The following is a 21,257-nucleotide window of genomic DNA, read 5'->3' on the forward strand; positions in this document are numbered from 1 at the left end:
AGAATTATCTCCTTCTGTCAAATATTCATTCACTATTCCTGAAATAAAGACTGCGCATAATGGACGGACTGCATCGCATCCCTGCCGTAGAAGTCTGCCCCAATCATATCCGCATACTCCTGATTCAACACCGCGCCGCCTACCATCACCTTACAGTCAGGCTTACTTTCCCTCAGCTGGCGGATGGTCTCCTCCATACTTATGACAGTCGTCGTCATCAAGGCACTCAGCCCGACCAGACGGATACCCTCCTTGACCGCGCATTCCACGATTCTTTCCGGCGCTACATCTTTGCCAAGGTCTACCACATCAAATCCATAATTCTCCAGCAATACTTTGACAATATTTTTGCCGATGTCATGGATATCACCCTTTACAGTAGCGAGAATGATTTTTTCTTTCTTCTTCTCTTCCTGCCCTAATTTGGCAAGCACGTCTTTCATGACCGAAAACGCAATCTTTGCCGCGTCCGCGCTCATCAGGAGCTGCGGCAGGAATATCGTTCCTTTCTCGAAGCCCTCGCCCACGATATTCAACGCAGGTATCAATTCTTCCTGTATAATGTCGAGAGGCTCTCTCTCTTTTACCATGTCAAGCGCCGAGGAGTGTGCCTCCTCCTTCAATCCTTTTATGATTGCCGTCTGCAGCGGCAGTATCCCATCCTTGACCGGGCTTTTTTCTGCATCCACCCCCTGATTTGCATACCTAGCGATATAATTTTCGCAGTTGTCATCATAATTCATAAGGGCACAATATGCATAATAAGATTTCATCATATCGTCAGAAGAAGGGTTGATAATTCCGGCACTCAAGCCATTCTGCATGGCCATCGTATAAAAATTACTGTTGATAATCGGTCTCGCCGGCAGGCCGAAGGAGATATTGGATACCCCCAGAACGGTACATACCCCGTAGCGTCTGCGTACCTCCCGCAGAGCGTCAAGCGTCACACGGGCACCATCTTTCTCGGAGCTTATGGTCATGGTCAGCACATCGATGACAATATCTTTTTTTGCAATCCCGTATTTTGCAGCCTCGGCAATGATTTTCCCGGCGATATCCGCCCGCGCCTCAGCGGTCTTAGGAATTCCCTCCTCATCAAGTGTAAGCCCGACCACTGTTCCACCATATTTTTGAATGAGCGGAAATACTTGTTCCATGGACTCCTGCTTGCCGCTCACAGAGTTCAGCATGGGTTTTCCGTTGTAAATGCGCATTGCCGCTTCCATCGCTCTGGCGTCCACCGTGTCGATCTGAAGAGGCAGGCTTGTCACACTCTGGAGCTGCATGACAACTTCCTTCATCATGGCCGTCTCGTCAATATCAGGAAGCCCCACATTCACATCTAGTATGTGAGCGCCTTTATCCTGCTGTGTAATTCCTTCTTTCAATATATAATCTATGTCCCGGTTCTTCAACGCCTCTTTAAAACGCTTTTTCCCGGTGGGATTGATACGCTCGCCGATAATCAGGGGCTTGTCACCCAAGATGACGGCCTGACCGTATGAGGAGACCATAGTGAATTCTTTTTCTTCCACGGGTAACACCGGAAGGCCACGGCATACTTCTGTCATGCAGCGGATATGTTCCGGAGTCGTACCGCAGCATCCCCCTATCAGGCACGCCCCCTTCTTTACAATGTCCCCCATGACCTCTGCGAACTTTCCCGGTTCTACATCATAATAGGTCTCGCCGTTTCTCTGCTTAGGCAGTCCCGCATTGGGCTTCACGATGACAGGAAGGGAAGAATAATGACGGAATTCTTCCAATATCGGCAGCATCTGCTCCGGCCCCAGTCCACAGTTTATCCCTATCGCGTCCACCCGCAGCCCTTCCAAAAGCGCAACAGCCGCCGGGACATCGCCTCCTGTCAAAAGTTTCCCCTTTTCATCAAAAATCAGCGTAACAAATACCGGAAGCGCTGTATTTTCCTTCACGGCCAAAACTGCCGCCTTCACTTCATAGGCATCGCTCATTGTCTCGATATGGATAAAATCCACTCCGCAGTCCTCTCCGATGACCGCCGCTTCCTTAAATGCCTCATAGGCGTCCTCAAAGGACAAATCGCCCATGGGAGCTAGCAGCTTGCCTGTCGGTCCCATGTCAAGCGCCACATAACTGTTATCCCTGTCTCTTCCTGCCAGTTCCTGTGCTTTGCGGGCATTTGTGACGGCTGCCTCAATTACTTGCCTCAATTCGCACTCTTTATCATGAAATTTGCAGGCATTGGCCCCAAACGTATTGGTAAGAACAATGTCACTGCCCGCCTCATAGTATGCCCGGTGAATCTCTGTTACTTTCTCCGGATGCGTAATGTTCCACACTTCAGGGAGTTCGCCGGGCAGAAGCCCAGCTTCCTGCAGCAAAGTTCCCATTCCGCCATCAAAAAATAATAATTCCTTACCTAACCGCTCACTTATCTTCATGTCGTATTCTCCTCTAGTTTCTTCTGTAAATGCAGTCTTCCTTTTGGCACACTTCACAGCCATGCCTATGGCATTTTTCGTCCACAGCGCTAAGTCCGATCACCGCCGTCACGGACTTGGCAGGCGTCAGCATATAGCTGTCGGTCATCGTCAGCCCGATTGTCTTGGCGGTATCCAGCATCCGAAGAATCTCCTTTTGGTGGCAAATGTCGAAATCGCCATAACCCGGGCTGAATCTGGGCCTCATCCACAATTTCTCTTTTTCTGCCGCTTCCCCTATTTTCCCCTGACAATCATCACAATATTCTTCAAGAATAACCGCCGCACACGACTGCAGCACCACCGCCCTAGCCATGTTTGTGACCGAATATTTCTTAATCAATAAATCTGCCTGCACGCCTAAAGTGGCGCCGAATACTGCTGCTTTTTGGCATCCTTTCAGATTCTTGGCCAGACTATCACTGGCAATATTCATCTTTCCGATTTTTATTATATTTCCCTCACCTTGAATACAGTCAAAAATGCGATAGACAGAGCGTCTTTCCACACATTCTTCCAGCTCCTTAAAGGAACTGGATATCATGGCAAGAGTGGTCTCATCTACCGCATGTCTTCCATATCCCAGATAACGGATTGCTTCCTTCGTTCTTATATCTGTCATGGATTCTAACCTTTACTATTTTATGATTTCTGATAAATTCGTCATTATGGCTGCGGCAATTTCAGGCTTATTCATGGAATAGATATGGATATTGTTGATTCCGTTGGCAATCAAATCAATAATCTGATCCGTGGCATAGGCAATACCCGCCTGACTCATGGCCCTTGGGTCATCTCCAAATCTATCCACAATAGCGCGAAACCGCTGGGGCAGAACAGTTCCTGACAAGGCACATATCCGCTCCATCTGCTTCCCGTTCGTGACAGGCATTATTCCCGGGAGAACCGGCACGTTAATCCCTTTTTCACGGATACGGTACAAAAAATTATAGAGAATACTGTTGTCGAAGAACATCTGCGTCGTTAGGAAATCCACACCGCAGTCCACTTTTTCTTTCAAGTGCAGAATATCCTCCTCTTTATGTTCCGACTCCACATGTCCCTCCGGATAACATGCAGCTCCCACACATAAATCCCCCTGCGCCTTGATGTCCTGTATCAGCTCACTGGCATACCGGTAATGATTCTGAATCGGGAAATCCACGTCCTTGGGCAAGTCTCCCCGAAGTGCCAGCACATTCTCAATCCCTCTCTTTTTCAGCCTTTTGATGACTTTTTCTACCTCCGGCTTTGTCGATGACGCACAGGTCAGATGTGCCAGACTGGGAACATGCAGATCGTCCTTTATGTGTGCGGCGATATTGACGGTATTCTTACTTGTTCCACCGCCCGCACCGTACGTCACACTGATGAACGCAGGCTTTAATGCGCCGATATCGTCCACCGCGTGCAGCACAGTTCCGTATCCGGCGTCAGTCTTTGGTGGAAATACTTCAAAGGAGATATGCACGCCTTCCTGTCGCAATATGTCAATAATTCTCACTGGCCCGATTCTCCTTTTTTACATGTTGTCATACAGTTCTTCATATAACTTGGCAGAATTCTTCCATGAGAAATCTTTTTTCATTCCCCGTTCCACTATCTTGTTCCAATCGCGCTTTTTATCATAGTAGACTTGTTCCGCATAGCGCACTGCCCCGAGCATCTCATGGGCGTTATAATTCGCAAAACTGAATCCGGTCCCAGTCTTTTCAAACTCATTATACGGTTCTACGGTATCCTTAAGCCCTCCTGTCTCACGGACAATCGGAACGGTTCCGTAACGCAGGCTCATGAGCTGGCTCAAACCGCACGGTTCAAACAGAGACGGCATTAAAAATGCATCGCATGCGGCATAAATTTTGTGGGACATAGGCTCAGAATAGTATATTTGCGCAGACACTTTTTCCGGATACTTCCAGGCAAAATGCCGGAACATATTCTCGTAGCGCTCTTCTCCTGTTCCAAGCACCACCAGCTGTATTGCGTCCTGACAAAGTTCATCCATCACATAGTCTACCAAATCGAATCCCTTCTGGTCGGTAAGTCTGGAAACTACTCCTATCATCAGCTTGTGGTAGTCTTCCTCAAGCCCCAGCTCTTTCTGCAGGGCAATCTTATTCTTAATCTTTTCCTTCCTGAAATTCTCAACGCTGTAATTGCGGACAATATTGGAATCTGTAGCCGGATTGAACTCTTCATAGTCAATCCCATTCACGATACCGGACAGGCAGTTCGCCCTCGCATTCATAAGCCCATCCAGCTTCTCACCGTAAAACGGCATCTTAATCTCTTCCGCATAACTGTTGCTTACCGTTGTCACGCGGTCCGCGTATACGATGCCGCCCTTTAAATAGTTGGCATCACGGTACGCCTCCAGTTTATCCGGGACAAAATAATACTCGGGAAGACCGGTGATATCCCTCACGGTCTTCTTATCCCAGACACCTTGGAATTTCAAGTTGTGTATCGTCATCACAGTCTTAATCCCCTGATAATATTCATTCCCGTAACGGAAATTATCAAGATAAATAGGCACAAGGCCTGTCTGCCAGTCATGGCAGTGAATAATATCAGGGTGAAAATCAAGCAGAGGCAGCGCGCTTAAAACAGCTTTTGAAAAAAATGCGAACTTTTCAATATCGGAGCTGATATTCCCGTAAGGCTTATCTCCGCTGAAGTAATATTCATTGTCTATAAAATAAAATGTGATTCCTTCGTGCTTTAGTTCCAGTACACCTACATACTGTCTCCTCCAGTTCAAGTCCATGTAAAAATGCAGCTTATATGTAAGTAGATCTTTCCATTTCTCCTTCATGCATAAATATTTCGGCAGCATGACACGTACATCGTATTTTTTCTTGTCAAAATATTTGGGCAGGGAACCTACAACGTCTGCAAGTCCGCCAGTCTTAATAAATGGTACTGATTCTGATGCTGCAAATAATATCTTTTTCATAAGCGATCCTCCCTTATACCTCTCACGGCTTTCCCCTAATTATACCGCAATTTTCGCTTTTTGAAAAGAATTATCTGTGTTTTGATTTTAATCGGATCGTATCTGCGACGAGAGCGATAAATTCAGAATTCGTGGGCTTCCCTTTCCCGTTGCTCACTGTATAGCCAAAAAGCTGGTCCAGCGTATCCAGTTTCCCTCTGCTCCATGCCACTTCGATGGCATGTCTTATCGCACGCTCTACTCTGCTTGATGTGGTCTGATGTTTCTTGGCTACTGTAGGATATAGTACCTTCGTGATAGCATTGAGGACATCCATATCGTCAATTGCCATAAGAATAGCATCCCTCAGATAGTGATAACCTTTGATGTGTGCTGGGATGCCTATTTCATGTATCATGTCTGTCACCTGACTCTCCAGACTTTCCTGTGATACTTCTATACTTTTGTGTTTTGTTTCCCCCATGGAATAATCGTTCCGTACAACATGGTTTGTGTTTTTAATTCTCTGTAGTATTGTCTCGTTGTTAAATGGCTTGAGGATGTAATACGATGCACCCTTGTTAAATGCATCCTCAGTGATCCGCTCTTGACCTATGGCCGTCACTACGATAAAATTCGGTCTTTTTTTCATCGTTCGGTCTGCGCCGACAAGTTCCATAACGCTCAATCCATCCATTTTTGGCATAATCAGATCCAGAAGCACCACATCCGGCTCCTCTTCCTTGATGATCTGATACATATCCTCCCCATTGTTCGCCTTTCCGACGAGATTCAAGTCTTTGTCACCTTCAATAATTTCGCCCAGTAAATCTAACATTCGCTCATTATCGTCGGCAATCGCTACATTTAGTTGTTCCATAAAGCATTTACCCTCCTTTACTCTGACCGACAGACATTTGTCAGTCACGGGGAACATTATAGTCTGAGGACGCTGGCAGATTCAAGGGAACGGTGTCGTAGGAATAAGACAGCGTTCGACCATTCTATTTTCCGACAACATTTTCCAGCATATTTTCTATGAATATGCCATAACCTTTTGTCGCATCCTGTACAAACACATGAGTTACCGCGCCCACGATTCGTCCGTCCTGAAGTATAGGACTGCCGCTCATTCCCTGCACGATTCCTCCCGTTAGTTCAAGTAAATTCGGATCGGTTATCTGTATTTCGATTCCTTTATTTATCTCTCGTGGATTTAAGTCGACTTTTGTAATACGGATTTTATATTCTTCCACCTTACCGCTGGCGGCGCAACGTATCGTTGCTTCTCCTTCCTTGATTTCCTCCTTTGCCGCGGCAGGAACCGCCTCCTGATTCTGAAATACGCGGTCAATCCTGTCAACTTTCCCAAATATTCCGGCTTCTGTATTTTTGTCGATAGACCCAAGTACATTGTAATGATTGTAGACAATAATACCTTCCATACCGCCAGGATTACCATTTTCACCCTTTTTAATATTCTGGATACTGGTCTCGTAAAGTGTACCTTCCGACATTTCCAAAAGTTCATTGGTATCCACGTCATGTATACCGTGTCCCAATGCCCCGAATTCACTGTTTCCGTTTAGAAATGTAATCGTGCCAAGTCCCTGAGCATTGTCCCTCACCCAGATTCCAAGTTTATATTCCCCTTGCTCATCCTTTACAGGATGAAGCTTAACATCAATATACTCTTCCCCTCTTCTCAAGTGCAATACTACGGTATTATTCGACAAATTCTGCACTACTTCGAGCAATTCTTTTTTGTTTCCTATTCGGTCGTCATCGACGCCTACAATATAGTCCCCATCTTTTACCATATGTTCCGCAGGTGCTTCTTTACCGCCACCCTGTGTTTTTATATTATCTGTCCCAAGTACCATAACACCATCTGTCTCCATATAGATTCCGATAGGCATCCCACCGGGAATCAGCAGGTTCTCCGACATCTTAGTCGCACTGACTTCCTTGCGCAGTGCATCCTTTTTTGTTTCCAGAAAACAATAACCTCCGCCAACTGTAACTGTAAGTACCAATAACATAATCAAAAAACGTCTGTACCATCTGCGTCTCATGTACATTCCCCTTTCTCCCAAACTATAAAACGGACGTTGATGTCCGCTTCCAGCCTTTCTTTGCTCATGAGTGCAGGTATTACAGAACAAAAGGCAGGAAATAATCTTCCTGCCTAGTATGTGAATATTATTATTTTTTTAAACCAGATGCCAAAATTTTCATTTCACTGGCATTTTGTAGTACAGTATCCGTTATCTGGGCTCCACCCAAAATTCGAGCTAGTTCGCGTATGGATTCCTCCTCGCTCAGGCGGAATATGGTTGTTTTTGTCACATTCTTTTCCGCTTTTTTTTCAATCGCGTAATGTGCGTCTGCCATGGCTGCTATTTGTGCGAGATGGGTAATGCAGATAACTTGGTGCTTTTTGCCGATTACTGCCATTTTTTCTGACACTTTCTGCGCCGTCCTGCCACTGATTCCCACATCAATTTCATCAAATATCAAAGTTTCTATCTCATCTTTATCCGCAAGAACCGTTTTAATCGCCAGCATAATTCTGGAAAGTTCCCCTCCCGACGCCACTTCATGTAATGGTTTTACCGGTTCACCCGGATTCATAGATATCAGGAATTCAACCTCATCTGTCCCCTCGGCAGTATATCCCTTGGTCTCCTCAAATTGGATTTCAAAACGCACGTCAAGAAAATTCAGATCAAGCAGGCCGTCCCTGATGCTTTTCTTTAACTTTTCCGCCTCTTTTTGCCTTACCTTGCTCAGTTTACAACAAAGTTCCTTGAGAACATTTTCTGAATCCTGCAGTTTTTTACGCAGCTCATCCAGATAATTATCATAGTCCCTCAGCTTCTGTAGCCTTTGTTCCTTCTCCTCACAGTAGGCTAAAACCTTGTCCACACTGTTACCGTATTTTGATTTTAACCGGTTTATTTCATTTAACCGCTGTTCCGTCTCGTAAAACTCTTCTTCCGAAAACGTCAGCGAATCCGAATAATCCGCCAGCTCTCTGTTAAAGTCATTGAGAAGGCTGTCCACATCTACTAGCTGTTCGTAGAGTCCCTGCGCCCGGCTGTCAAGCTCCGTGATTCCCTGCAGTGCATGTATTGCGCGGCTCAAGGCATCGCTTGCCCCGTCCCCGCCTTCTCCCGCCGTATAGGACCGTGCTTCCTGTATACTTTCTGTCATCCGCTTTCCGTTGACCATCCGCCTATAAGTCTGCTCTATTTCTTCTTCCTCCTCCGAGGATAAGCCGGCCGTCCGGATTTCTTCAGTCTCAAACTCCAGAAAAGCGATTTCTTTCAGCCTGTCAGCCTCATCGGTGTCGGCTGCTTCTAATTCTTTTTGATTGCTTTTGAACTCTTTATATGCTATTTTGATTTCTTCTTTTAGTTCTTTCCCATTCTTCGCAAAAGCATCCAAAATCGAAAGGTGATTTTTTTTATAGAGCAGTGATTGATGTTCATGCTGTCCATGGATATCTATCAAAAATCCTGCCGCCTCTTTGAGCTGGGCAACGGTGACGGTCTCCCCATTGATCCTGCTCAAACTTCTGCCTTCCATCAGCCTTCTGCTGATAATAATCTGTCCCTCTTCCGGATAGATTCCAATCTCTTCCAGCGCTTTTAACTGACGGGGGCTGCTTACAGTAAACGTAAGTTCAACAAGTCCGTACTGAGCCCCTTTCCTCAGCATATCGGCCGAATACCGGCCGCCTAATGCCAGATTGACGGAACCTAACACAATGGACTTGCCCGCCCCAGTCTCTCCGGTCAAAATATTCAACCCTTTCGAAAAATCCACCTCTGCCTCATCAATCAGCGCAAGGTTTTTCACATGTAAATTTTGTAACATGCTTCCTCCTGTTATCTGTTCAGCATCTTTGTCATCTTATCCATGACCAAAATGGTATCGTCAACACTTCTCACAGCACACATGATGGTATCGTCGCCAGCTATGCAGCCTACTATCTCGTTCCATTTCATGGCATCGAGGGCCGCGGCCACGGCCATGGCCATGCCGGAGACGGTCTTGATGACCAGAATGTTCTGGGCCATGTCCATGGAAACAAATCCATCCCTCAAAATACGGATATATTTCTCCCCAAGCCCGCTCTGCTCATTCTGGAGCACCGCATATTTCTGCCTCCCGTTCTCTGCCGGCACTTTTGTCAGCTTCAAATCTCTGATATCCCTTGAAACGGTTGCCTGAGTCACCCGAAATCCGGCTGCGTTGAGCCTTTCAGCCAGCTCTTCCTGTGTCTCGACCTGATATTTACTGATTAGTTCCACAATTTTAGCATGTCGGTTTACCTTCATAGTCTAGTTTCCTTTCATCTTTTCACGCAGCGTCTCCAAAAAGCTCATTTTTCTGAGCTTCACAATCTTTGTTATCTCCCGCGCCTTACATATATGAACCATCTCACCGGTCCGAAGCTGTGTGATATCCGCCCCGTCAAAGGTAACGGCCGCCTCCTCCACGCTATTATCCCTTCTGGAGCCGATTTCAATGACAATGTCATCTTCATCAGAAAGCACAATACTGCTGGAATTCAAGGCATGAGAGCAAATAGGAGTCACTACCAGCAGAGAAGCCGTCGGCTCTACGATCGGCCCTCCGGCTGAAAGATTGTAAGCGGTGGAGCCTGTAGGCGTGGACACGATAATCCCGTCTGCCTGATAAGAATTTAAAAATTCACCGTTTACATATAAATTGAAATGTACAATCCTAAGCGAGCCGCTCCTGCAGATAACAATATCATTCAAGGCCACATCACGAAGCTTATCCTGTACCGAACCATAGAGCATCATCCTCTTTTCAATACTGTAATTTCCAGTCATAAGTTGTTCGATAGCAGACTCTACGTTCTGCACTTCCACCTCGGTCAGATATCCAAGCGTGCCCATATTAATGCCCAGCATGGGGACTTGTCTGCCAAATAATTTTCTTGAAGCCTGAATAAAAGTGCCGTCGCCGCCGACCACCAGTGCACAGTCAATGTCGTCAGGAATCGTGTCTTCTATCAGGTTCTCATAATCATCCTTCTCACACAGTATACACATTTTTCCGTAAGACTCAATGCACTCTTTTATCCGCATGGTAATTTCATAATCTTCATCTTTTAGGTAATTCGTAATAATATAAAATTTTTCCATAACATCCCAGCCTTATTCTTTTTTAGACAAGGCAGCAAACGCTTCTTTCACTGTCTCTGGGACCGAAATCTCAGGTGAGGTTCTAGCTTCCTCCGGGGCACATTTCTTTATGTGCAGTAAATACTCAATATTTCCCTCCGGTCCCTTGATAGGCGAAAATTCAAGTGCTGCCGCATAAAATCCAATGGAGCATGCATACGTGATCACTTTATCGATGACTTCACGATGTGTACTCGGCTCACGTACGACCCCTTTTTTCCCTACCTTCTCTCTTCCCGCCTCAAACTGCGGTTTTATAAGTGCTACTATCTCTCCGTCCGTCTTCAGATATTCTCTGATTGGCAGCAATACCTTGGTCAGAGAAATGAAAGAGACATCTATGGAAGAAAAATCGATGGGCTCCCCTATGTCCTCGGGAGTCACATTTCTTATATTTGTCTTTTCCATGCAGACAACCCGCTCATCCTGCCTTAATTTCCAATCAAGCTGCCCTCTTCCCACATCGATTGCATACACTTTCTTAGCTCCGTTTTGAAGCATACAATCCGTAAACCCTCCGGTGGAAGAGCCCACGTCCGTACACACCTTTCCCTCGACAGATACTGCGAAATGCTTCATTGCCTTTTCCAGCTTTAGTCCGCCCCTGCTCACATAAGGAAGGGTATGTCCCTTGATTTCTATGGAAACCTCTTCCGGAAAAGTAGTTCCGGCTTTATCCTCTCTCTGCCCCTCCACAAATACATTGCCTGACATGATGATTGCCTTCGCCTTTTCTCTAGATGGCGCCAGATTCCGTTTGACCAACAATATGTCTAACCGTTCTTTCATGCTGTATCTCCTCAGTTCTTACTGTGATATATATTCCGTTATGATGCGTGTAGCGATAGAATCAGCGTCAAGCATAACCTCTCTCCGGAGCACGTCCACACTGCCATGTTCAATATAGTCATCCGGCAGCGCAACAGGCAGTACCCGCACATCCAGCCGCTTCCTGTGGACGAACTCCAATACCGTCTCTCCGTAACCGCCGGAACAGACATTCTCTTCTATCGTAACGAGCAGCCGGTGTTCCTTTGCGGCCAGCTCAATCATAGCCTCATCGATAGGCTTTACAAAACGAGCATTGACAAGAGAACAGCTATACCCTGTCTCCTTCAGCACTTCCCGCACTTTCACCGCCGTCTCGAACATATGCCCCACACTGAAAAGGACGATATCCTCCTCTTCAAAAACAGCTTCGCTTTTTCCGTATTCGATAGGCTTTCTATATTCCTTAAATCCATCGTAGGCAGTCCCTCTTGGATACCGCACCGCAGCCGGTGCTCCAAGTTCCACCGCGAACCGGACCATATCCGCCAGCTCCCACTTATTCTTTGGAGACATCACTGTCATATTCGGAATCTCCGACAGATAAGACAAGTCAAACAGGCCTTGATGTGTCTCTCCATCACTGCCCACAAGTCCTGCCCTGTCTACGGCAAAAGTAACCGGCAGCTTCTGCAGGCAGACATCGTGGATCATCTGGTCATATCCCCTCTGCAAAAAGGAGGAGTATACCGCAAATACAGGGTGCATCCCCGCAGCCGCAAGGCCTGCAGCAAAAGTCACCGCATGCCCTTCTGCAATTCCCACGTCAAAAAACCGCTTCGGATATCTCTTGTGAAATTCCGCAAGCCCCGTTCCGTCTTCCATCGCCGCAGTGATTGCCACCAGCTTCTCATCCCGCCGGCCCAAGTCCGTCATTACCTTGGAAAAGACATCTGTATACGTATCCTTCCCTCCGGAAGAAAGCGGTTCCCCCGTGGCCACATCAAAGGGGCCTGTCCCGTGGAACCGGGCCGGATTCTCCTCTGCCGGAAAATATCCTTTTCCTTTCTTAGTGAGCACATGTAACAGCACCGGCCCCTTCACTCGCTTTGCCTCTTTGAATGCCCGGTTCAGTGCCTTGATATTGTGTCCATCCACCGGCCCAAGATACTTGATTCCCATGTCTTCAAAAAACATGCCCGGAACAAACAGTTGTTTGATGCTACTTTTTGTCCTCTTTATATGCCGTACCAGCTTTTCCCCTCCCACAGGAAAGCTCCCGATAGCCATCTCCACGGCATTCTTCAAATCCGTGTACGCTTCCGCAGTGCGCAGTCCGTCTAAATAGTGGGACATCCCCCCTACATTTTCGGAAATGGACATATTGTTATCGTTCAGAACGATGATAAAATTCGTTTTCAGCGTGGCGGCATTATTGAGTGCTTCATACGCCATCCCCCCGGTCAGAGAACCGTCCCCGATTACCGAAAGTACATGGTAGTTCTCCTCCAAAATATCCCGCGCCCGCACATAACCAAGACCGGCAGAAATAGAAGTGGAGCTGTGCCCCGTATCAAAGGCATCGCAGTCACTCTCTTTTCGCTTGGGAAATCCGCTCATTCCTCCATATTTTCTCAAATCGTCAAAGCCCTCTCTCCGGCCTGTCAGAAGCTTATGTGTGTAAGACTGGTGCCCTACATCCCATATCATCTTATCTTCGGGCAGCTGGAAATTCAGGTGCATTGCCATAGTAAGCTCAACAACTCCTAGATTTGACGCCAAATGTCCCCCTGTCTTGCTGATCTTCTCAATCAGAAAATCTCTTATTTCATCTGCCAGCTCAAAGAGCTCTTCTTCTGTTAGATTTTTAATATCGTTTGCTTTTTGAATCTTCTCCAGATACATCACAAACACCTCTCTATTTTTTCCTGTGAACCAAAGCTTTCAGCAATTCCTCCAGATACGGATTCTCTTTGCCAAGTCCCTGTAGCAGGGAAATAGCCTCTTCCGATATCTGTGCCACATCGGCCACTGCTTTATCAAGCCCTTTCAAAGTCACATAAGTTGTCTTTTCATTCTTTTCATCACTGTGTATCGGCTTTCCAAGCTCCTCCATCGTGCTGGTCACATCCAAAATATCATCTTGAATCTGGAAGGCCAGTCCCGTCAAGGACGCGATTCGCTCCACCGTCGCTACTTCATCATCTCCGGCTCCCGCAAGCACGGCGCCAATCATCATCGCACTCTCAATCAATGCCCCTGTCTTCAATTCATAGATAAAGTCCAGCATCTCCTGTGTCAGATTCTCCCCGCAGGAGGATACATCCACCACCTGTCCGCCAATCATCCCATAGATTCCTGCCTTTCCGGCCAGTATCTTTAGTGCCTTGGCAACCCGTGAAGCCTGTGTTGGCGCAAGCTCGAAAGCTTCCACTGCAGTCTCGAACGCATAGTTCAAAAGTGCGTCTCCCGCTAAGATTCCCATGCCTTCCCCGTAAACAACATGGGTAGTCCTGCGCCCTCTTCGATATTCATCATTGTCCATAGCAGGCAGATCATCATGGACCAAGGAATACGTATGAATCATCTCAATCGCGGCCATAAAAGGTTCAACAACTGCCCCTTCCCCGCCGAACATGACAAAAGTTTCTTTCATCAACATTGGGCGGAGACGTTTTCCCCCCGCTGTCACACTGTACGCCATCGCCTCCATAATCACCTTTTGGTATCCCTCCGGCTTTGGAAGGTATTTTGCAAGAACTTTTTCTATCTCTTTTACCCTATTATCCTGTTCCTCTTTAAAATTCATGTGTCTCTCCATTTTCTTCTAATATGAGCACCTGTTTTTCCACAGCATCAATCTTATCGTTACAGCTTTTCAGCATCTCCATGCCCTTCTGATACAATCGGAAGGATTCTTCAAGCGATGTCTCTCCTTCTTCCAGCTTTTCCACAACGTCATCAAGGCTTTGGAACAGCTCTTCCAGCGTCTCCTTATTCTCCTCCATGATACTCCTCCTTCCTGATATCCGTAATCACCGATTCAATCGCTCCATCCGCAACATAGACGGTAAGCGTTTCTTTTCTTTTTACATCTTCTGTCGTCTTTACTGTCTTTCCCTCCGCATTCTGAACATAGGCAAAACCTTGATTCAGTTTACGGAGCGGTGAAAGCCCCTTCATCCGCTCTATCAAAATAGCGAGCAGTTGACGGTTCTCTTTGATTCTATCCTTCATCAGTTCTTGAAGCGCAAGCTCCAATTCCCTGTATTTGTCTTTTTTCGTCTTGAATAATTCCGCGAACAACTGTGGCAGCCTCTCTTCATAGTCTGCCGCCCTCTGGCGGTATTCCCTTAATTTCCCCGCAGGGCTCAAATAGCCCAGCCTTGTCTGATACTTTTCAAGCTTCAGCCTTTTTAAGTGCAGCATCTGTCCCATGCTGCGTCTCATCTTCCCCGCCAGAAGTTCCATCTGCTCCCGCACCTCCCGGTACTCATAGACAGCCAGTTCTGCCGCGGCCGAGGGCGTGGGAGCTCTCAAATCCGCCACGTAGTCTGCTATCGTCGTATCCGTCTCATGGCCCACCGCAGAGATGACCGGGATGCCACACTCAAAAATAGCCCTTGCAACCGCCTCTTCATTAAACGCCCACAAGTCTTCTATAGAGCCGCCTCCTCTGCCTACGATGATGACATCCACCTGCTTTTCTTCCAACATATGGATTCCCTTAACGATACTGGATACTGCACCTTCTCCCTGCACCAGCGCAGGGTAGAGGATAATCTGAACATAAGGATTCCTTCTCCGGGAAATATTGATGATATCCCTGATTGCCGCTCCGGTGGGGGCGGTCACTACTCCTACCGTCCTCGCATACTTTGGAACTGCCTTCTTATATTCAGGGGCAAACATGCCCATCTCCAGCAGTTCTGCCTTTAAAGCCTGAAACTTTTCGTAGAGAAGTCCTGCCCCGTCGAGAATAATCTCCTTCGCATAGAGCTGGTATCTACCATCCCGCTCATATACGCTCACACTTCCCATAGCGATGACCTGCTGGCCTTCCTGCATACGAAAAGAAAGCCCGCTCCGCTGCCCGGCAAACATGACGCAGGCAATCGTTCCGGACTCATCCTTCAAGGAAAAATAAATATGCCCGGAAGTGTGATACTTACAGTTCGACACTTCCCCTTTTATATAAATTCTATTCAGCATAAAGTCCTGCGCAAACATATTCTTTATGTACGCATTGACCTGTCTGACTGTATATACGTTACGCATCCTACTCCTAAATCCGTGCAGGGCTTTTGACTTATGCCTCTGCTAGTTTTCCAAGTACGCCGTTGATAAAGGCCGGCCCCCCGTCTCCGGAAAACCTTTTACTAAGCTCAACAGCCTCGTTAATCGCTACCTTGACCGGTACATCCTCATCCCATCTCATCTCATAGACGGCAAGACGTAAAATAGTCAAATCTACTTTATTCATGCGGCTGGTCTTCCAACCCTCCGCGCTGGCATTCAATAACGCGTCTATCTCAGCCAGCTTTTCAATTACAGCTTTTGCCTTATTGAGCATGTAATCACGGTCTTTCTCACTCACATCCTCCAATTGGTCAAGGTAAAGATTCAATTGAGCAGTTAATTCTTCCTCCGCATTGAACTCCACCCCGAATACCATTTTGAAAATGTGTTCTCTCAATTCACTTCTTCCCATACGATTCTCCAGTCTACACCGAAAAGCCCACTTGCTGTCTTTGCAAAGTGAGCTTTCTCTTAATTTTCTTCCGGCATGTCCACACCTGCGACACGGATGTTGATATCCGCCACAGTCAGTCCGGTCATATTTTCAATCGCTGCTTTTACCTTCTCCTGAACCTTCATGGTCGTCTCTTTGATGTTTCTGCCATACTTTAAGTTCAGTGCCAGAGACACGGTGACAACTCCCTCCAGAACATCAACCTTGACACCCTTTGAAAGGCTCTTCATGCCAAGCTTAGCAATCAATTCTCTTGTGGCATTCCCCGCCATAGACGACACACCTTCCACTTCCATGGAAGCCAGCCCCGCGATAATAGCCACCACCTCGTCCGCTATCTGGACTTCCCCAAGATTTTCCTCAGACAAGGTTTTATAATTGTTCTTTTCTTCTTTATTCATGGTAAACCTCCTTGTTTTCCGCATTTGCCATATCCCGCCGCTCCGAACGCTCACTTCGCAGTCTTCGCCTGCTCAGTGGCCGTTGCACTCACATGGATTGCTTCCTAAGTCCTTTTGACTGCCAGCAGTCAACGGCCTTTCTCGCAATCCGCGTTCGTCGCTATACGCTCATTGTATCACAAATCGCTTGGATTGCAAAGAATTATGAACGGCCAAATTCAGAAAGTTCCAGTCCTTCGTTTCTCTGTAATACCATGCGGATGCTCCATTCGTTGATGAAGAGCAGCAGTGGGCGGTCTCTTAGGTCTTTGATTTTTTTCATATCTGAAGTTCCGATCAGCTTGTCCATATCTGGCTCTTCATTTTCAATCCAGCGTATGTGTTCGTATGGAAGGGGTTCCAGACGTATTTCTACGTTGTATTCATTTTCCAGACGGTATTTGAGCACATCGAACTGTAGTACGCCTACGACTCCGACAATTATTTCTTCCATTCCTGTATTAAATTCTTGGAAAATCTGAATGGCGCCTTCCTGTGCGATCTGGTTGATTCCTTTGATGAACTGTTTTCTCTTCATCGTATCCATCTGCCGCACTCTGGCAAAATGCTCCGGCGCAAAAGTGGGAATCCCTTCATATACAAACTTATCCGGGGAATTGGTCAGTGTATCGCCGATGGAGAAAATCCCCGGATCGAATACACCGATAATGTCACCGCCGTATGCCTTTTCAATCATCTTGCGCTCGCTCGCCATCAGCTGCTGTGGCTGGGACAGGCGTACCTTCTTGCCGCCCTGAATATGGAATACGTCCATACCTGCGTCGAACTCCCCGGAGCAGATTCTCATAAAAGCGATTCTGTCCCTGTGGGCTTTGTTCATATTGGCTTGAATCTTGAATACAAAGGCTGAAAAATCCTTTTCTTTCATCGGGTCTATTTCGCCTTTGTCTGAATTCCTTGGAAGCGGAGATGTCGTCATCTTCAAGAAATGCTGGAGAAAGGTCTCCACTCCGAAATTCGTCAGCGCCGAACCAAAAAACACCGGTGACAGTTCTCCCTTATCTACCAGCTCTTGATCGAACTCCGCACTTGCCCCGTCCAGAAGCTCGATTTCCTCCTCAAGCTTTTGGTATTGTTCTTCCGTCACAACACCTCTGGCCTCTTCACTGTGGAGAGGTACTTTCTTGACCGCTCCGACTGTAGTCCCCTTCTTTGTGTCGGAGAAAAGCTCCAGCTCTTTGGTGTCTCTGTCGTAGACGCCGCGGAACTCTTTTCCCGATCCGATGGGCCAGTTGACCGGACAGGTGGCGATCCCCAATTCTTTTTCGATATCATCCAAAAGTTCGAATGTATCCATAGCTTCCCGGTCCATTTTGTTGATAAACGTAAATATCGGGATGTGGCGCATCACGCAGACTTTAAAAAGCTTTCTCGTCTGCGCCTCCACGCCCTTGGAGCCGTCGATTACCATCACCGCCGAGTCTGCCGCCATCAGGGTCCTATAAGTATCCTCGGAAAAGTCCTGATGTCCCGGCGTATCCAAAATATTAATACAGTATCCGTCATACTCAAACTGAAGGACAGAGGAGGTCACGGAGATTCCCCTCTCCTTCTCTATCTCCATCCAGTCCGAGACTGCGTGTTTTGCCGTGGCCTTTCCCTTGACCGAGCCCGCCTGATTGATAGCGCCTCCATACAGCAAAAACTTCTCTGTCAATGTTGTTTTTCCCGCATCTGGGTGGGATATAATCGCAAATGTTCTTCGTTTTCTGATTTCATCTCTAAAATCTGCCATGTTATGTTCCTGCTTACTTTCTAATTTTCGTTCTTTTTACTGTGCACATTGTGTGCATCCTATCCGGAGGATTTTTGTTACATTAGGAAAGTTCAAAGAACTTTCCTAATGTAACAAAATATCTTCCAACATGGAAGTCCCTTCGATAGAGCACCGGACATCTAAATAGTCTAACACAGTTGCGGCTATATCTGCAAATGTTTTTCGTATTCCTAAGTTATTATTTTTCTTAATGTTCTCTCCGGTGATAACAAGGGGGACGTATTCTCTGGAGTGATCCGTGGAAGGCGTGCCCGGGTCGCATCCATGATCCGCCGTTATCATAAGAATATCCTCTTCTCTTAGCTGTTCCAAAATCTGTGGCAAATATGCATCGAATTCCCTCAGCGCTCCCGCATAGCCGGCCACATCATTGCGGTGCCCGTATACCATATCAAAATCCACCAAATTGGTGAAGCAGATTCCATGGAAGTCTTTCTTCATATACTCCAAAGTCTTCTCAATTCCCTCCCGGTTGCATGCCGTCCGTACATATTCCGTGATGCCGTCTCCGGCGAAGATATCAATAATCTTCCCCACCGCCAGAACATCCATCCCTGCTTCCTTCACCGCATCCAGCATGGTTTTTCCCGTTGGATGAAGGGAAAAGTCATGACGCCGGCTCGTGCGCCTAAAGTCAGGGTATTCCCCTTCAAAGGGCCGGGCGATCACCCTTCCCACACTGTGCTTTCCGGTGAGAATCTTTCTGGCAATTTCACAGTCATGGTATAATTCTTCTACCGGGACGACTTTTTCATGGGCCGCGATTTGAAATACGCTGTCGGCCGAAGTATACACGATCAGCCTGCCGGTCTCCATGTGCTCTCTTCCATAATCCCTTATCACGTCCGTACCGGAATAAGGTTTGTTGCAAAGCGTTCCTCTCCCGGTCTGACGCTCAAACTCCCGAATAACCTCCTCCGGAAATCCCTCCGGATATACGGGCATAGGTTGTCTGGAAATGAGCCCCGCGATCTCCCAGTGCCCGGTGGTCGTATCCTTGCCTTTTGAGGCTTCCTGCAGCTTAAGAAAAGTTCCCTGTGGGACTTCCTCCTTCCATTTTTCATCCACGCCGATACCGTCAATATTAAAAAGGCCCAGTCTTTTCATGTTCGGCATGGCAAAAAGCGCATCCTTGGATACGCTTTTTAATGTATTACTTCCTTCGTCTCCGTACAGCGCGCTGTCCGGCATTTCTCCAACGCCGACACTGTCAAGCACAATAATAAATATACGTTTCATAATGATTCTTACCTCATCTTCCGCCTAACATACAATTTTGCTCTTATTATATGCCAATTAACTAAGGATATCAATCCCCTGCTATTCTGCGTCGTCTGAGGAACCGCTATGTATCGGTGTAATGACGATATTGGCGGGCGCTACACCTGCTTTTCTGGTGACAATATCTTCAATCTGTGCACGCTTCGCGTCAGAGAGCTCGGAGCTGTTCACGACGATGTCCGCGCCTTCCTCTGTAAGGCTGACCACCGCTTCGGTAAATCCTTTGGATGCCAGCAATGTCTCTATGGCCACTTCCTTTTCGGCAAGTGCCGTCATGGCGACCATTTGATTCACTGCCGCGGATTTCTGCTCGTCGCTTACGTTGGTATCATCTATAATTGCCTGAAGGGTCTCTTTATTTTTTGCCCTTACCTGCTCCCGGCTGACCTTTGCTTCTGCCACAACACCACTTGCCTCCCCGTTTGTAAGCACTGCTTCTCCCGGGGTTCCCTCTACATCGGCGTCAGCCACTTCTCCATCCTGACTTTTGATTTCACCGTCGGTGGAGGCGGCATCCTCATCGGATATATCGAGGAGCTCCTTGTTGGCAAGTTCACTGCTCGTTTCCTCACTAGTCTTTTTGTCACCGAAGATTTTTCCTGAATAATTCAGGTAACCCGCCACCGCAATCATAACCGCCAGCGCCGCAATAATAATCTGATTTTTCTTGAATAATCGTTTCAACGTCCTTCCTCCTGCTTTTTGATTTTTACTTTAATTGCGTTTCATTACTTTTATCTTATGCGTGTCTACTCCAAATAATGCCTGCACCGCCTCGGTTATATTTTCAATTACAACCGCATTGTCCCCGCCATCCACAATGACCATGACTCCCTTAATATCCGGCGTCAACTCCTTCTTGATGTATGGTGTTCCGGAGCCGCTTTCCCCTGAATAGACACTGGTTTCCGCAGAACTGCTGCTCTGGCTCGTACCGTTCTCCCCGTCCGTAGATGTGTCGCTGCTTGTCTCCCTATCCTTTTCCACCACCTTCTCTGCTGAAGAAGAAAGTGTAATCATCACGGAGACCTTCCCGACCCCTTGAACCTGTGTCAGCGCCTCTTCCAGCCTTCTTTCAAGAAGCCTCGCGTAACTGTCCGTGTCTTCGGACTGCTGCGCAGTGGTAACCGTCTCCTTACTGCCGCTGTCTTTTTTGGCGGTGGAAGTAGGCATGGCTATCACCAACAGTAAAATTCCCACAAGTATGACGATCAGCCATTGGTCTTTTTTGCCCTTTTGCTGTTTCAGCCATACTTTCCAATCCTTTTTGTCCGAAGATTTGTTTTGATTCCCTTCTCTCATCAATCTCCCTCCTCAAGCAGCGGATTTTCCATCTCCTGCAGAAATGCAGCCGCCTCTTCAATCTCTTTTGACTCCTGCTCGTAAACAGCGCTCCTATAAAGCTCCGAGAATGTTCCCTTCATCCCTGTAAGCTTGAGAATCGGAGTCATGAGCAGTATAACAAGAATCAGGCCCGCAAAAAAGCGGATGTATTTTTGGTAACTGTTATCCGGCAGGGCCCTGATCACGGCCGTGACTAAAATCATATAGAACGCCAGATTTTTGAGCCATTCATATATATAATCAAACAT

The 21,257-nt window shown here is 47.0% G+C and carries 21 protein-coding genes; all 21 read right to left on the minus strand.

Going from position 1 to position 21,257, the window contains the following annotated elements:
• Positions 1-32: 32 nt before the first annotated feature.
• Entirely contained in the window at positions 33-2,426 is a 2,394-nt protein-coding gene (locus tag BN6465_RS06005) for a homocysteine S-methyltransferase family protein (RefSeq protein WP_066732631.1), read from the minus strand.
• 13 nt (positions 2,427-2,439) lie between these two features.
• Positions 2,440-3,087, minus strand: coding sequence for a vitamin B12 dependent-methionine synthase activation domain-containing protein (locus tag BN6465_RS06010; RefSeq protein WP_066732633.1), 648 nt, complete (start codon positions 3,085-3,087; stop codon positions 2,440-2,442).
• 15 nt (positions 3,088-3,102) lie between these two features.
• A complete protein-coding gene (metF, locus tag BN6465_RS06015) occupies positions 3,103-3,969 on the minus strand; it encodes a methylenetetrahydrofolate reductase [NAD(P)H] (RefSeq protein WP_066732634.1) in 867 nt (288 codons plus the stop codon).
• Positions 3,970-3,987: 18 nt separating this feature from the next.
• Positions 3,988-5,424 carry a glycogen synthase GlgA gene (gene glgA / locus BN6465_RS06020; protein ID WP_066732635.1) on the minus strand — a complete coding sequence of 479 codons (1,437 nt, stop codon included), beginning with the start codon at positions 5,422-5,424 and terminating at the stop codon, positions 3,988-3,990.
• Positions 5,425-5,494: 70 nt separating this feature from the next.
• On the minus strand, positions 5,495-6,283 hold the full coding sequence (gene spo0A / locus BN6465_RS06025) for a sporulation transcription factor Spo0A (RefSeq protein WP_066732636.1): 789 nt from the start codon (positions 6,281-6,283) through the stop codon (positions 5,495-5,497).
• Between the two features lie 124 nt (positions 6,284-6,407).
• Entirely contained in the window at positions 6,408-7,478 is a 1,071-nt protein-coding gene (gene spoIVB / locus BN6465_RS06030; protein WP_066732831.1) for a SpoIVB peptidase, read from the minus strand.
• A gap of 130 nt (positions 7,479-7,608) precedes the next feature.
• The gene (recN, locus tag BN6465_RS06035) at positions 7,609-9,285 is read right to left on the minus strand and encodes a DNA repair protein RecN (RefSeq protein ID WP_066732638.1); all 1,677 of its coding nucleotides are present in this window, start codon (positions 9,283-9,285) and stop codon (positions 7,609-7,611) included.
• An 11-nt stretch (positions 9,286-9,296) separates the two neighbouring features.
• Entirely contained in the window at positions 9,297-9,749 is a 453-nt protein-coding gene (argR, locus tag BN6465_RS06040; protein ID WP_066732640.1) for an arginine repressor, read from the minus strand.
• Between the two features lie 3 nt (positions 9,750-9,752).
• Positions 9,753-10,586 carry an NAD(+)/NADH kinase gene (locus BN6465_RS06045; protein ID WP_066732642.1) on the minus strand — a complete coding sequence of 278 codons (834 nt, stop codon included), beginning with the start codon at positions 10,584-10,586 and terminating at the stop codon, positions 9,753-9,755.
• A 12-nt stretch (positions 10,587-10,598) separates the two neighbouring features.
• Positions 10,599-11,414 carry a TlyA family RNA methyltransferase gene (locus BN6465_RS06050; RefSeq protein WP_066732644.1) on the minus strand — a complete coding sequence of 272 codons (816 nt, stop codon included), beginning with the start codon at positions 11,412-11,414 and terminating at the stop codon, positions 10,599-10,601.
• Positions 11,415-11,432: 18 nt separating this feature from the next.
• A complete protein-coding gene (gene dxs, locus BN6465_RS06055) occupies positions 11,433-13,298 on the minus strand; it encodes a 1-deoxy-D-xylulose-5-phosphate synthase (RefSeq protein WP_066732646.1) in 1,866 nt (621 codons plus the stop codon).
• A 13-nt stretch (positions 13,299-13,311) separates the two neighbouring features.
• Positions 13,312-14,202 (minus strand): polyprenyl synthetase family protein, encoded by an 891-nt coding sequence (locus BN6465_RS06060; protein WP_066732648.1) that lies wholly within the window; start codon positions 14,200-14,202, stop codon positions 13,312-13,314.
• Entirely contained in the window at positions 14,192-14,401 is a 210-nt protein-coding gene (gene xseB / locus BN6465_RS06065; protein WP_066732650.1) for an exodeoxyribonuclease VII small subunit, read from the minus strand. The genes BN6465_RS06060 and xseB overlap by 11 nt, the downstream gene beginning before the upstream one ends.
• Complete coding sequence (gene xseA, locus BN6465_RS06070; protein ID WP_066732652.1) at positions 14,388-15,671, minus strand: exodeoxyribonuclease VII large subunit; 1,284 nt, start codon at positions 15,669-15,671, stop codon at positions 14,388-14,390. Before xseA ends, xseB begins: the two co-directional genes overlap by 14 nt.
• Before the next feature lie 31 nt (positions 15,672-15,702).
• Positions 15,703-16,104, minus strand: coding sequence for a transcription antitermination factor NusB (gene nusB, locus BN6465_RS06075; protein WP_066732653.1), 402 nt, complete (start codon positions 16,102-16,104; stop codon positions 15,703-15,705).
• A 59-nt stretch (positions 16,105-16,163) separates the two neighbouring features.
• Positions 16,164-16,547 carry an Asp23/Gls24 family envelope stress response protein gene (locus BN6465_RS06080; RefSeq protein WP_066732655.1) on the minus strand — a complete coding sequence of 128 codons (384 nt, stop codon included), beginning with the start codon at positions 16,545-16,547 and terminating at the stop codon, positions 16,164-16,166.
• Between the two features lie 202 nt (positions 16,548-16,749).
• Positions 16,750-18,342, minus strand: a complete 1,593-nt coding sequence (locus tag BN6465_RS06085; protein WP_066732657.1) for a peptide chain release factor 3 — start codon at positions 18,340-18,342, stop codon at positions 16,750-16,752.
• Between the two features lie 105 nt (positions 18,343-18,447).
• Entirely contained in the window at positions 18,448-19,623 is a 1,176-nt protein-coding gene (locus tag BN6465_RS06090; protein WP_066732658.1) for a phosphopentomutase, read from the minus strand.
• A gap of 81 nt (positions 19,624-19,704) precedes the next feature.
• On the minus strand, positions 19,705-20,349 hold the full coding sequence (locus tag BN6465_RS06095; protein WP_066732660.1) for a SpoIIIAH-like family protein: 645 nt from the start codon (positions 20,347-20,349) through the stop codon (positions 19,705-19,707).
• A gap of 30 nt (positions 20,350-20,379) precedes the next feature.
• Entirely contained in the window at positions 20,380-20,967 is a 588-nt protein-coding gene (locus BN6465_RS06100) for a stage III sporulation protein AG (RefSeq protein ID WP_066732662.1), read from the minus strand.
• Entirely contained in the window at positions 20,967-21,257 is a 291-nt protein-coding gene (locus tag BN6465_RS06105) for a stage III sporulation protein AF (protein ID WP_066732664.1), read from the minus strand. Before BN6465_RS06105 ends, BN6465_RS06100 begins: the two co-directional genes overlap by 1 nt.

The sequence above is a fragment of the Bariatricus massiliensis genome, assembly GCF_900086725.1.
Lineage (GTDB): Bacteria > Bacillota > Clostridia > Lachnospirales > Lachnospiraceae > Allocoprococcus > Allocoprococcus massiliensis.

Coding starts and splice junctions, on each gene's coding strand:
- BN6465_RS06005 (WP_066732631.1), bottom strand. CDS start 2,426: ATGAAGATAAGTGAGCGGTTAGGTAAGGAATTATTATTTTTTGATGGC.
- BN6465_RS06010 (WP_066732633.1), bottom strand. CDS start 3,087: ATGACAGATATAAGAACGAAGGAAGCAATCCGTTATCTGGGATATGGA.
- glgA (WP_066732635.1), bottom strand. CDS start 5,424: ATGAAAAAGATATTATTTGCAGCATCAGAATCAGTACCATTTATTAAG.
- spo0A (WP_066732636.1), bottom strand. CDS start 6,283: ATGGAACAACTAAATGTAGCGATTGCCGACGATAATGAGCGAATGTTA.
- spoIVB (WP_066732831.1), bottom strand. CDS start 7,478: ATGAGACGCAGATGGTACAGACGTTTTTTGATTATGTTATTGGTACTT.
- recN (WP_066732638.1), bottom strand. CDS start 9,285: ATGTTACAAAATTTACATGTGAAAAACCTTGCGCTGATTGATGAGGCA.
- argR (WP_066732640.1), bottom strand. CDS start 9,749: ATGAAGGTAAACCGACATGCTAAAATTGTGGAACTAATCAGTAAATAT.
- BN6465_RS06045 (WP_066732642.1), bottom strand. CDS start 10,586: ATGGAAAAATTTTATATTATTACGAATTACCTAAAAGATGAAGATTAT.
- BN6465_RS06050 (WP_066732644.1), bottom strand. CDS start 11,414: ATGAAAGAACGGTTAGACATATTGTTGGTCAAACGGAATCTGGCGCCA.
- dxs (WP_066732646.1), bottom strand. CDS start 13,298: ATGTATCTGGAGAAGATTCAAAAAGCAAACGATATTAAAAATCTAACA.
- BN6465_RS06060 (WP_066732648.1), bottom strand. CDS start 14,202: ATGAATTTTAAAGAGGAACAGGATAATAGGGTAAAAGAGATAGAAAAA.
- xseB (WP_066732650.1), bottom strand. CDS start 14,401: ATGGAGGAGAATAAGGAGACGCTGGAAGAGCTGTTCCAAAGCCTTGAT.
- xseA (WP_066732652.1), bottom strand. CDS start 15,671: ATGCGTAACGTATATACAGTCAGACAGGTCAATGCGTACATAAAGAAT.
- nusB (WP_066732653.1), bottom strand. CDS start 16,104: ATGGGAAGAAGTGAATTGAGAGAACACATTTTCAAAATGGTATTCGGG.
- BN6465_RS06080 (WP_066732655.1), bottom strand. CDS start 16,547: ATGAATAAAGAAGAAAAGAACAATTATAAAACCTTGTCTGAGGAAAAT.
- BN6465_RS06085 (WP_066732657.1), bottom strand. CDS start 18,342: ATGGCAGATTTTAGAGATGAAATCAGAAAACGAAGAACATTTGCGATT.
- BN6465_RS06090 (WP_066732658.1), bottom strand. CDS start 19,623: ATGAAACGTATATTTATTATTGTGCTTGACAGTGTCGGCGTTGGAGAA.
- BN6465_RS06100 (WP_066732662.1), bottom strand. CDS start 20,967: ATGAGAGAAGGGAATCAAAACAAATCTTCGGACAAAAAGGATTGGAAA.
- BN6465_RS06105 (WP_066732664.1), bottom strand. CDS start 21,257: ATGTTTGATTATATATATGAATGGCTCAAAAATCTGGCGTTCTATATG.